The organism is Clostridium magnum DSM 2767, assembly GCF_001623875.1.
GTDB lineage: Bacteria > Bacillota > Clostridia > Clostridiales > Clostridiaceae > Clostridium_AM > Clostridium_AM magnum.
Genome location: NZ_LWAE01000002.1, coordinates 426334 through 438867, shown reverse-complemented (window position 1 = coordinate 438867; position 12534 = coordinate 426334). Strand labels below are relative to the sequence as shown.

Below are 12534 nucleotides of genomic sequence, written 5' to 3'. Positions count from 1 at the left end.
ATGCAATCTTTAATTTTTTTTCTTGCTGTAAAAAGTGTTCTCAAGAGGAAGTTTATTTCTAAACTTGCCATCTAATCTATAATAGGCTCCTTGTATTGCTGGTGGCGTTGGTATAGTGGTTATTTCCCCTACCCCCTTTGCACCATAAGCAAGGGATGAACTGTTTTTTTCTATAACTATTGATTTGATTTCAGGTATGTCAGTTGCTCTAAATAAACCTAGTGTTCCAAATTTAGCAGTTGGAACAGATTTATTTAGTTGGTAGTCCTCTGTAAGTCCATATCCAAGTCCCATAACTACCCCGCCTTCTATTTGCCCTTCAACATTAGTTATATTTATAGATTTTCCTACGTCATGAGCTGCAACTACCTTCTCTACCTTTCCATCTTCATTAAGTGTCACTACCTGTGTTGCATAGCCATAGGCAACATGGCTCACTGGATTTTGTCTATCTGAATTGATAGGATCAGTAATTCCTCGATATTCTCCATAGAATTCCTGCCCTTCACAATGATTTAAAGATTGGGTTAACATTTTTTCTTTCAGTTTTAACGCAGCAATCTTTGTAGCTTCTCCAGTAAACACTGTTTGTCTCGATGCTGTTGTAGTTCCTGAATTTGGTGTAAGTAATGTATCTGGTGGATCCAATACTATTTGTTCAGGTGATAATCCTGTTGTGTCACATATGATTTGCATTAGAATTGTTCCAAGACCTTGACCTACACAACCTGCACTAGTTCTTATATGCACCTTACCCTTTATAACTGCTAAGCTGCACCTACCTATATCAGGTATACCAACACCTACACCTGAATTTTTCATACAACATGCTATCCCTGCATATTTACTTTTATCATACTCATCTTTAACAGCAATAAGAGTTTCTTTAATAGCAGTTCCTTCATCAGCAATCTGTCCATTAGGTAGTACCTGCCCTGGTTCTACAGCATTTCTAAACCTTATTTCCCAAGGTGATATTGAAGCTTTCTCGGCTAAGAGATTTAAATTGCATTCTGATGCAAAGACTGACTGTGTTACACCAAAGCCTCTAAACGCTCCTGCTGGGGGATTATTAGTATATACAGCTATCCCCTCAATCTCTACATTTGGACATCTATATGGTCCCGCTGCATGTGTGCAAGCTCTTTGAATTACAGGGCCACCTAAAGATGCATAAGCACCACTATCTGATATGATTTTTGCTTTAAAAGCAGTTAGATTACCATTGTCATCACAGGCAGAAGTTATAGATATTTCCATGGCATGTCTCTTTGGATGAACCATTATACTTTCTTTACGACTTAAAGTCACTTTAACGGGCTTTTTTGTAAACCATGAAAGAAGAGCGGCATGATGCTGTACACTCATGTCTTCTTTTCCTCCGAACCCTCCCCCAACATATTTACTGATTGATCTTACTTTCTCTTTCGGTAATCCTAAAAGCTCAGAGATTTCTCTTTGTTCATCGTATACTCCTTGTCCACCAGTATAAATAGTAATCCCATCCCCATCGGATATAGCCAATGCACTCTCAGTTTCTAAAAATCCATGTTCTGTAAAAGGTGTTGAGTAGTTCTTAGTAACTACGTATTTGGATTTGGCTATTGCTTCATCAACATCTCCTCTTTTTACCTTTTCCACTTTGAGAATATTACCACCAGGGTGAATTTTAGGAGCATTAGGCGCTAATGCCATAGCTGGGCTGCTAAGAGGTTCTAATTCCTGATACTCTACCTTTATAAGATTTAGTATCTCACTTAACGACTTTTTGCTTCTGGCAGCTACTAAAGCTACCGCATCCCCAACATATCTTGTCTCTTCACCTTCTGCTATCATAGCAGGCCAGTCTTTAACAATATGTCCTATAAACCTATTTCCCGGGACATCTTTTGCTGTAAGAACTACTTCCGCCTCCGGATGTTTTAGTGCTTCAGAAATATCAATGCTTTTTATTAAAGCTCTAGGATATTTAGTTCTTAAAGCAGACCCGTAAAGCATCCCTGGAACTTTCATATCATCAACATATTCTGCTATTCCAAGAACTTTTTTTCTGGCGTCTATTCTTGGAAGCCTTTCTCCAATCTTTCCTTTATACTGTTCTGAATCGTAAATTTCTCCATCTCTAAATGCTTCTGCTGCCATTTTTATAGCTTTTACTATTTTGACATATCCAGTACATCTGCATATATTTCCTCTAATTGCAGTTTTGATCTCCTTTTTCGTAGGATTTAAATTAACATCTAATAGAGACTTTGCACTTATTATCATCCCCGGAATACAAAATCCACATTGTACTGCTCCAGCTTTCGCAAAAGCCCAGCTAAAAACTTCTCTTTCAAATTCAGACAAACCTTCTAAGGTCTTTATTTCCTTACCATTCATCTTTGAAGTTGTAAAAATGCAGGCCCTAACTGCCTTACCCTCCACAAGTATCATACAAGCACCACATGCTCCTTCTCCACATCCGTTTTTTACTGAAGTTAAGTTTTGTTGTTCTCTTAAGTATTCAAGAAAGTTCATATCCTCCGCAGCAGTGACCTTCTTTCCATTTAGAATAAATCCAGCCATCTCACTACGTCCCCATACAAGTTTTTCTGAATAAATACTTACCAAGAGGTTTTTTTACGATCAATTCTCCCTTTGAAACCACCTTATTTCCCCTTAAAAATTCATACAGCACTCTTCCTCGCTGTTCAAAACCTTCATAAGGTGTATAATCAACCCTTTGAGTCTGTTTTTCAGCACTAATATGAGTAGAAAATCTAGGATCCCAAACTACAATGTCTGCATCACTGCCAATTGCAATAGTCCCTTTTTGCGGAAATAGCCCAAATATCTTAGCAGCATTAGTTGAAGTAAGTGCAACCATTTCATTCAAGCTTATCCTTCCAAATAAAACACCATAAGTATAAATAAGTGCCATTCTATGTTCTACTCCTGGTGCTCCATTTGGAATCTTGCTAAAATCTCCTATACCTATTTCCTTTTGATTTTTATAATTGAAAGAACAGTGGTCTGTCCCAATAGTTTGTATCTCACTGGACCTTATTCCATACCATAGTGCCTCTTGATCAGATTCTTTTCTTATTGGAGGTGACATCACGTATTTTGCTCCCTCAAAGCTAGTGCTATCTTTTCCACCATAACAGGAATCATCAAGCAATAGATATTGAGGACAGGTTTCTACATAGACCTTAACTCCTCTTTTTTTGGCATCTAAGATACTTAACAAACCTTCTTTTGAGCTTAAATGCACAATATATACTGGCGAATCTGCAATTTCTCCAATATTAAGCAATCTTACAATAGCTTCTTTTTCAACCTCTGCAGGCCTAGTGAAAGCATGATAGTAGGGAGTTTTATTGCCCTTTAATTTTGTCTCCTCAATTAGTGCATCTATAATATCTCCATTTTCACAATGAAAGGCCATTAAACTATTAAGATCTCTGCTTCTTCTCAATGCCTTATATATTACACCGTCATCTACTTGAAGAGTTTTTTTGTAAGCCATATATAATTTAAATGACGTTACTCCCTCCTCTTTAATCATATCTTCCATCTCATCTGAAACTTTGTCATTCCAATCCGTAATACCCATGTGGAATCCATAATCGCAATAACAAATATTTTTTGCTTTCTTGTGTTGATTTTTTATAGCTTCCTTTAATGATTCTCCTTTATTTTGGGTTGCATAATCCAGTATTGTAGTGGTGCCTCCAACTAAGGCAGCTTTTGTTCCACTTCCGAAATCATCTGCAGTTAGTGTAGAACCTACCTCTAAATCAAAATGTGTATGAGTATCTATACCTCCAGGCATAATATAACAACCATGCACAGGTATAATCTCGTCACCGGACTTTTCCAAATTATTACTTATACAAGCAATTTTCTCATTCTCTATTCTTATATCCGAGCAATAAGTATCAACTGCTGTTACTATTTTTCCACCCTTAAGCACTATACCCATAAACTCCCCCCCTACCTATACTATAATTTTCTGTATCAACTAAGCTTTAACTTAAATATACTTTCCAATATTCTCATTAAAATCTTTTTTACACTGCTAATTATTTTTATACCTATAAAACTTCTATATGCTGAAAAATAATTAAATATGCGTTTTAATGTATTGATTAGTTTAATCTTTATAGGTAGATCTACCACTGTATAAGTTCTAGTTAGGTTTTAAGTATATATAGGGTTTTTACCTTGAACTTTAACTTATACGTAGGAATAGGTAACCAAAACTGAAAGCACATTTAAAAACTTTTTTATCAGTCTTAGCGAAGTGTTTTATAAAATCTTAGAATATTCGATTGTCTGAGCAAAGCGAGTTTATCGACAATTCTAAGATTTTATAAAATACGAGCCTTAAACTGATTAAAAGTTTTTAACCGTGCGGAAGTTTGGTAACATGTTCCGAAGTGTAAGTTAAAGTTCCGCCTTGCAACCCCATATAGGAAAGTTATTATTTATCCGATGACTACCCGCTCTTTACTCCCTCTTCCCAAAGAGGGAGTAAAGAGCGGTTACGTCCCTGGATTCGTTCAACTAAAAATCAGTTGAGGTTTGAAACCCCATCTGATTCAAGTTTCACTTCATCAGTAAAGTTGCTTACATATGTTATTGGAATAAGTGCATACATTGCTGCACATTTTACAAGTTCATCCTTCCAAGTTTTTTCATTAGGTGCATGTGCTTGATCTTCATGACCAGGACCAAAGCCTATACATGGTATTCCGTATCTGCCCATTATTGAAACCGCATTTGTTGAGAATGTCCATTTGTCCACCTTCGGTTCATTTTTAAATAAATCTCTATAACAACTTACTACTGTCTGACATACTACATGTTCTTCAGGCAGCACCCAAGTTGGGAAGAAACATTCAGTTGGATATGTTAAACCAGTATAAGAAGGCCTTTCATAACTATACATTTCAACTTCTGCATTTACAGCCTTAACTGATGGCAAATTTTTAATTTGCTGAATTGCGTACTGCCAAGTTTCTCCGTTGGTAAGTCTTCTATCAATAGAAATAGTACATCCATCTGCTACAGCACATCTTGATGGTGATGAGAAAAATATCTCAGATACAGTTAATGTTCCTTTTCCTAAGAATTCATCATCAATTAGATTTTCATTTAGAGCTTTTAATTCATTTAATATTGGAGCCATTTTAAAGATTGCGTTTTCCCCTCTTTCTGGCGCAGAACCGTGACAGCTAATTCCATGTGTAGTAACCTTTATTTCCATTCTTCCTCTATGACCTCTATATATATTCAAAGATGTTGGCTCTGTAATAACAACAAATTCAGGTTTTATTTTATCTTCATTGATTATATATTGCCAGCATAGCCCATCACAGTCCTCCTCTTGAATAGTACCGGTTACTATTAATGTATAATCATCCTCGAGGCCGAGCTCCTTAATTATCTTTCCGGCATAAACCATAGAAGCCATTCCACCTTCTTGGTCAGTTCCTCCTCTTCCTATAATAATCACATCATCCTCATATCCTTTATATGGATCATGTCTCCACAATTTTCTGTCACCTATACCAACTGTATCTATATGAGCATCCATGGCAATAATATGTTTTCCATGTCCTATATATCCGATCACATTCCCCATAGGGTCTATTTCAACCTTATCAAATCCTACCTTTTCCATTTCTTCCTTTATTCTAAGTACTACTTCTTTTTCTCCACAACTTTCACTGGGAATTGCTATCATATCTCTTAAGAACTTACACATTTCTTTTTTATACCTTTGTGCCAAGGATAATATTTCTTCCTTATTTATCATCTTCATATAAATCCCCTCCATTAAGCAGTTATTATGATAACTTAAACTTCACCCTTTTAACTTTTTACAGTTTAATTGTGTTTCTAAGAAATAAAATAGCTTCTAGTACTCCTCCGCCTATATTCCTCGCCTTATCTGATATTGTATTGAAATTTTTCAATTCAGTAATTCTAGGATCAATATCTGCTATTTTAAGCCCCTTAGATACAATACTTTCGTTTCTTATAATTCCTCTTATAATTCCCATAACCTTAGATTTAACCTCTTCTTTTTCTATAATTGCAACAACTTCTCCAATCTGAACTATATCACCAATTACCTTTAGATTTTTTATCCTGCCATCACAAGGACTATATATAACTCTATCTTTTCCACAGCCTCCTATTTCACCTGGCAATCCAGTATTCTCCAAAGCAAAGCCATGAAATATCAACCTTCCAAGATTGTGCCCTCTCATTGTTTCAATGACTACATCAACATCCTTACCGGCATTAAATCCAGGACCTAAACCAATTGTAATTGGTGCCATTTTTCTGTTTGTACCCAAATTTTTCTTTGCAAGGATTGCATCTACAACAACATAAGGTTTAATAATATCAATTAATTTACCCTCTTTGTCTATGGCAACAGGTATGACGTCCTCTTCCCATGCACTGATTATTTCTGCTTTTTCCCGTATCAGTACTGCTTCAATACCTTCAATAACAGTTTTTCCATTGTAAACTGCTTCACTGAAAGCAACCTTTCTTCTAATACAGGTTGGTTTTTCTATTTCTAAAACTAATACCTTAAAACCACTTCTATGTAGTTTTTGTATCGTTCCAGATGCAATATCTCCTCCACCTCTCACAATAACAGAGTTGTAGATCATCTTTATCATCCCTTTTCACGTTATTAATTAAATTTACTTATAGTGAATTCCTTTCACTAATAAGTAGTTTATAACACCTTCTAAAACCGTTTCCAGAGCTCAGATGCCAATTCTCGGCTCTTTGCCATAATTCTTTCTTCATCAATATTACCTAATTTTCTATCTTCCATTACTACTTTACCATTAATAATTGTTGTATCTACAAATCGTCCATTAATACCGAATAGTAAATGACTATTGATATTGCTCTCATTAATTGGTGTTGGCGGATTGTAATCGACGATAATAATGTCTGCTAATGCCCCCTCCTGTAAAATCCCTACCTTACCATTAATAAATCTTTCAGTAATTTTTCTGTTATTTTCAAATAGCATTTCTGGAATTTCACTCCATGCAACAGTGGAGTCTCCTTTAACATGTTTATGAATAAGATTGCCAACTTTATAAGATTCCATCATATCTACGGTATAGCCATCTGTCCCAAGTCCTAATAAGATTCCTTTCCTATGCATTTCTAGTATTGGTGATGCACCTACAGCATTGCCCATATTAGACTGAGGATTATGGACAACTATAGCATCCTTTTCTTTAAGCATATCCATTTCCTTCTCTTTAATATGAACGCAATGTACTGCAATTGTCTTGCTAGAAAGAACACCTCTCTTGTACCATCTTTCTATAATCCTCCTACCATACTTTTTCTTTGAATCATCTACATCTTCAATACCTTCAGCAGTATGAACATGAAACCCTGTATTTAAATCTTGGATAGACTCTAAACACTTTTCCAAAGTTTTTTCGGAAATTGTCATAGATGCATGTAACCCAAACATTCCTCTAAGCATGTCATCATTTTTGCTATTGCAGTATTTGATGAATTCTACGTTTTCAGCAATCCCCTCATCGGCAATATCTTCGCCATCTCTATCGGAAGTTTCATAGCACAAATTACTCCGAATACCTATTTTTTCTGCTGCTTCTGCAATTTTAAACAAGCTGCCCCTGAGTACATAGGGACTTGCATGATGATCAAATGCAGTTGTTACACCATTTTTCACTCCATCAATCATTGGTACAATTGCACTATAATAGACATCATCCAATGTTAAAACCTTATCAAGTCTCCACCACAATCCTGTAAGTATATCAGAAAATTTTCTTGCAGTTGGGCTGTCATTAGCAATTCCTCTAGCAAAAGTACTATAATAATGCATATGAGTATTGATAAAGCCTGGCATAATCAGCTTGCCTTTTGCGTCTAGACACCTTGTACTATTGTATTTTCCTTTAAAATCTTCAGCACTACCAATTTCAACAATTTTGTTCCCTTCAATAGCTATGCACCCATTATCAATAATTGGCCTAGCATTATCTCTAGTTATAATCTTACCGTTTCGAACTAACAACATATTTCCTCCTTCCAGGTTAAGCATTATAATATAGACCTAAAAGCTTCAGCTGTTCCATTTTCTTATATGATATAACTGTACTTACTTATACAGATCTTAATCACGGTTTCCATCTCTTTAGAAATAGCATCAGCTTGACCAATACTATAGCTTACAATCTGTCCATCTTCTTTCCTAACGTTACAAAGGCCTTTCTTCCTATCTAAGACTAAAAAGCCTTTATTTGTACTATCTTTAAAGTCCGCTTCTGTCCAGAAAGCTGTCACCTTATCTTTATACGGTTTTCCCATGCGACCACAGAAAGCTGCACAGTTACCACACTCATTGCAGATGCCATCTAAATGTATAACCTGATGAGAGGAAGAACCTTTTCCTTCTAAGTTAATAGTCACATTGGCCCTATTTGGACAGACACCAACACATAATTCACAAGTATCGCTACATGGAACACATTTCTTCTGTTCTTCATTTAAGCAAACAGAACCCCTTGCTGAACAGTCATCAGAAGAAAGCTTAGACGAAACTTTTTTCCTGTCCCCTTTCCCCATATCTTTGTAATAATATTTATCCCTCAAAGCTTCTTTAGCAAGCTCATTTAAAAGTTCTGTATTAATAGCTGAAAAAGCACCTATAAGCTGTTTTTCTGCCTTTTTAGCTATTTGGACTATTCTTCCATAACCACCTGGCTTCAAAATATTTGTAACAAAGGTAACTGGCTGAATTCCCGTAGCTAAAATCTTGTCAACATTAAAGAAATCAGCGCCACCTGAATATGAAATCTGCAGATCACCATGAAATTCTTTAGCTAATCTACTTGCTAAGGAAATTGAAAGTGGGAAAAGCGCACGTCCTGACAGATACATTTCTTCTCCAGGCAGTTCATTATTTAAAATTTTAACTGGCAAGGTATTTGTTAGCTTTACTCCTATTTCCAAATTAAGATTTTTAGCAACAGCTTTGAGACGCTTAATCATCTTTACTGCATCTTTATACTGCAAATCAAGTATAAAATGATGTCTATTAAGGACTATATAATCATATCCCATTTGATCAAAGGTATCTCTAACAAATCTTTCTCCTAAAAGAGTTGGATTCATTTTTATAAAGGTATGGATGTTTTTTTCTTTAAGCAAATAATTAACAATCCTCTCAATCTCTTCTGGAGGACATCCATGAAGTGTGGATAATGCAATGGATGGGGAAATAACCGGTGAAATTTCATCTAAATCTTTATTATTAAAATTAGAGAATGAATCCATCTGTGAAATAAGTATTTCTCTACACTCATTCCAAATTTTGGTGCCAGAAGCATTCTTCATTCCTTCAATGTAATCATCTATCTTAGGAGATTTAATACCTTTTAAATCATAACCTACACTCATATTGAACATAAAGTCTCTTTCATCACTTAAATTTAATTCCTTCATCAAAACATGAAGTAAAAACCACGCCTTTACATATTCATCATAGGCTTCTGTTACTTTTAATTCCGTTGACCATTCCACGTTATAGCATTCATCCTCTGCACGAATACACGGCTTGGATACTTTCAAATCTTCTCCATCAATGACTTGAACTGTTTTTAGTTCGATAAAACGACTTCCAGTCAAGTAAGCAGACACTATATTCTGAGCCAATTGAGAATTAGGTCCTGCTGCAGGCCCCAGCGGCATAGCTACTTTTTCACCAAGCAATTCTACTGACTTTCCACTATTGTTTCTATAGAATTTACTTTTATGAACGCCAAAAATGGATTCGTTATCCCTTAATTCTGTAGTAATCCAAGTAACCATCTTTTCAAAAGAAATCGGCCTCATTCTATCACTCATTTGCCGTCCCCCTCAACTTCACATTATTTTCCTGAGAATCTTGGTTTATTTGAGCTTTTCAGTGCTTCAAAAGTTTTTACCGGATCCTTAACCTTACTTAAGAACATCATGGCGGCAATAATATAAGGTTTAAATCCTGCTTCTTTGTAGAGTAGTTCACGGTAGCGATCAAATACGGAAGCAGCTACTTCACCTTCTTTACAGCTTACACCACTAATATCAGCAGGCAAGCAATGTAAATATAACGCTTTCCCATTTTTAGTAAGCTTCATCATTTCTTCAGTACACTGCCACTCCTTATGTTTAGCATTTTCTGCTAGAAGTTCTTTTTCAAAGGTCTTTATTTCGTCAAGCTTACCCTCTCCATATAGAGCAGTACGCTTTTCCATTGCTGCAAAGGATGCCCAACTCTTAGGATAGACCATATCTGCATTTTCAAAAGCTTCTCTCATTGAATTGGTTTTAGTAAATTTGCCTCCGCTTTCTTTAGCATTTTTTCTTGCAACTTCTTCTACCTCTGGCATCAAGTCATATCCTTCAGGATGACCAAGGCATACTTCCATTCCCATTCTTGTCATTAATCCTATAATTCCCTGCGGTACAGACAGTGGCTTACCATAAGAGGGCGAATATGCCCAAGTCATAGCTATTTTTTTACCTTTAAGATTTTCCACACCTCCAAAGTGATGGATTATGTGTAATAAATCTGCCATACATTGAGTTGGGTGATCTATATCACACTGAAGATTTACAAGTGTAGGACGCTGTTCAAGTACTTCAGCTTTATATCCCTCCTGTACCGCTTCAGATACTTCATGCATGTATTTATTTCCCTTACCAATAAACATATCATCTCTAATACCTATAACATCAGCCATAAAGGAGATCATGTTTGATGTTTCACGTACAGTTTCACCATGTGCAATCTGTGACTTTCCTTCTTCAAGATCTTGTACTTCAAGACCTAGTAAGTTACAAGCACTGGCAAAACTGAACCTTGTCCTTGTTGAATTGTCACGGAAAACTGATATACCCAGCCCACTATCGAAAATTCTAGTTGAGATATTATTTTCTCTCATCTTTCTCAATATATCAGCAACTGTAAATACTGAGAAAAGCTCATCATCACTCTTTTCCCAGGTTAAGAAAAAGTCATTATTGTACATATTTTGATACTTTAATCCTCTTAGCTTTTCAATTAAGCTTTTAGTTTCCTCCATAATGCACATCCCCCTAATTTTTTTAGCTTTATTCTTTTAAAGACCTTGAAACAGCTCTATATATCTTCTGGTATCCTGTACAACGACATAAGTGACCAGAGATTTCTCTCTTTATCTCTTCCTTAGTATATTTTTTCCCAACCTTTTTACTATTTTGTATAAGAGCCATTGTAGTCAAAACTAGTCCTGGAGTACAGAAACCACATTGAATAGCCCCTTCATCAATAAAAGCTTGCTGAACTTTAGATAACTCTCCATCTTTCGAAACTCCCTCTATAGTAGTGATCTTTTTCCCATCTGCCCATATTCCCAGATAAGTACATGAGTTAACTGGAGTTCCATCTATTATAACTGTGCATGCACCACACTCCCCAACAGAACAGCCTTGCTTAACACCTGTAAACTGCAATCTGTTCCTCAACACCTCAAGTAGTGAATCTCTTATATCTATTTCAAGTGAATATGGCCTATTATTAACAACCATGCTTATTTTCTTCAACTTTGCTTCACTCATTCTTACTACCTCCTGCTCTCTTAACTGCTTCTTTGATTGCCCTTTGTGTTAAAACTTCTATTAGGTGTTCTCTATATGATTTTGACCCACGCCAAGAATCTCTGGCATGTGATGATTTTACAGCGTACAGACCGATTTCTTCTATGGTCTTCTCAGTAATATCCTTACCTCTGGCATAAGCTTCTGCCTCCTTACATCGAATTGGCGTTGGTCCAGCAACCCCTATCGCAATTCTTAAGTCATTAAATCTCTGCCAATTGGAATTACAAACAACAGCTACACCTAGCATAGAGATATCTAATGCTTTTCTGTTGCTAAATTTAATATAATTACCAGTTGTTTCCTCATACTCCTCTTTATTTATAAGAAAATTAGTCAATATTTCACCTGATTCAATTTTAACTTTGCCTGGACCAGAGTAAAATTGTTCTATAGGAACCATTCTCGCCCCTGTAGTGCTTTCTAATTTTAATATAGCATTTAGTGCAAATAGTGCTGGAGCACTGTCAGCTGAAACAGCTCCATTACACACATTTCCACCAATTGTAGCCATGTTTCTTATTTGAGGACTTCCCATTGAAACAGCAGCCTCAGCCAAGACCGGTATATACTGATTTACTGTGTCATTTCTAAAGATTTCTGAAAAATTAGCCATAGCCCCTATAGAAATAGTGCCATCTTCCATTAGAGCTATTTCGTCTAAGCCCTTAATTTTTCTTATACTTAATAACTCAACAGCTTCCATAGCACCGTGATGTAGTTTTATTAACACATCCGTTCCACCAGCAATTATTTTCAGTCTTGGATTGTTGCTAAGCATTTCCAATGCTTCATTTATGGTTTTTGGTTCTAATATATTTGTTATATCATACATTGAAAAAACTC

General features: G+C 35.9%; 9 protein-coding genes. All 9 read right to left on the bottom strand.

Annotated features, from left to right (window positions below; translation table 11 throughout):
• Window positions 1-9: 9 nt before the first annotated feature.
• The 9 genes from xdh to xdhB all read right to left on the bottom strand — a co-directional run bounded on the left by xdh (window position 10) and on the right by xdhB (window position 12523).
• On the bottom strand, window positions 10-2568 hold the full coding sequence (gene xdh / locus CLMAG_RS09650) for a selenium-dependent xanthine dehydrogenase (RefSeq protein ID WP_066622989.1): 2559 nt from the start codon (window positions 2566-2568) through the stop codon (window positions 10-12).
• Window positions 2569-2572: 4 nt separating this feature from the next.
• Window positions 2573-3967, bottom strand: a complete 1395-nt coding sequence (gene hydA / locus CLMAG_RS09645) for a dihydropyrimidinase (RefSeq protein WP_066621523.1) — start codon at window positions 3965-3967, stop codon at window positions 2573-2575.
• Window positions 3968-4558: 591 nt separating this feature from the next.
• The gene (locus tag CLMAG_RS09640; RefSeq protein ID WP_066621521.1) at window positions 4559-5812 is read right to left on the bottom strand and encodes a YgeY family selenium metabolism-linked hydrolase; all 1254 of its coding nucleotides are present in this window, start codon (window positions 5810-5812) and stop codon (window positions 4559-4561) included.
• A gap of 58 nt (window positions 5813-5870) precedes the next feature.
• The gene (gene yqeB / locus CLMAG_RS09635) at window positions 5871-6686 is read right to left on the bottom strand and encodes a selenium-dependent molybdenum cofactor biosynthesis protein YqeB (protein ID WP_139264086.1); all 816 of its coding nucleotides are present in this window, start codon (window positions 6684-6686) and stop codon (window positions 5871-5873) included.
• A 71-nt stretch (window positions 6687-6757) separates the two neighbouring features.
• Window positions 6758-8086: a putative aminohydrolase SsnA gene (gene ssnA, locus CLMAG_RS09630; RefSeq protein ID WP_066621519.1), complete on the bottom strand. Its 1329-nt coding sequence runs from the start codon at window positions 8084-8086 to the stop codon at window positions 6758-6760.
• Between the two features lie 62 nt (window positions 8087-8148).
• Entirely contained in the window at window positions 8149-9915 is a 1767-nt protein-coding gene (locus CLMAG_RS09625) for a hypothetical protein (RefSeq protein ID WP_066621518.1), read from the bottom strand.
• 23 nt (window positions 9916-9938) lie between these two features.
• A complete protein-coding gene (gene ygeW / locus CLMAG_RS09620; protein ID WP_066621517.1) occupies window positions 9939-11135 on the bottom strand; it encodes a knotted carbamoyltransferase YgeW in 1197 nt (398 codons plus the stop codon).
• A 28-nt stretch (window positions 11136-11163) separates the two neighbouring features.
• A complete protein-coding gene (gene xdhC, locus CLMAG_RS09615; RefSeq protein ID WP_066621516.1) occupies window positions 11164-11649 on the bottom strand; it encodes a xanthine dehydrogenase subunit XdhC in 486 nt (161 codons plus the stop codon).
• Window positions 11642-12523, bottom strand: a complete 882-nt coding sequence (gene xdhB / locus CLMAG_RS09610; protein ID WP_066621515.1) for a xanthine dehydrogenase subunit XdhB — start codon at window positions 12521-12523, stop codon at window positions 11642-11644. Before xdhB ends, xdhC begins: the two co-directional genes overlap by 8 nt.
• Window positions 12524-12534: the final 11 nt, after the last annotated feature.

Excerpts from the sequence above, each read along its gene's own strand:
- xdh (WP_066622989.1), bottom strand. The coding sequence starts at position 2,568 with ATGGCTGGATTTATTCTAAATGGAAAGAAGGTCACTGCTGCGGAGGAT.
- hydA (WP_066621523.1), bottom strand. The coding sequence starts at position 3,967 with ATGGGTATAGTGCTTAAGGGTGGAAAAATAGTAACAGCAGTTGATACT.
- CLMAG_RS09640 (WP_066621521.1), bottom strand. The coding sequence starts at position 5,812 with ATGAAGATGATAAATAAGGAAGAAATATTATCCTTGGCACAAAGGTAT.
- yqeB (WP_139264086.1), bottom strand. The coding sequence starts at position 6,686 with ATGATAAAGATGATCTACAACTCTGTTATTGTGAGAGGTGGAGGAGAT.
- ssnA (WP_066621519.1), bottom strand. The coding sequence starts at position 8,086 with ATGTTGTTAGTTCGAAACGGTAAGATTATAACTAGAGATAATGCTAGG.
- CLMAG_RS09625 (WP_066621518.1), bottom strand. The coding sequence starts at position 9,915 with ATGAGTGATAGAATGAGGCCGATTTCTTTTGAAAAGATGGTTACTTGG.
- ygeW (WP_066621517.1), bottom strand. The coding sequence starts at position 11,135 with ATGGAGGAAACTAAAAGCTTAATTGAAAAGCTAAGAGGATTAAAGTAT.
- xdhC (WP_066621516.1), bottom strand. The coding sequence starts at position 11,649 with ATGAGTGAAGCAAAGTTGAAGAAAATAAGCATGGTTGTTAATAATAGG.
- xdhB (WP_066621515.1), bottom strand. The coding sequence starts at position 12,523 with ATGTATGATATAACAAATATATTAGAACCAAAAACCATAAATGAAGCA.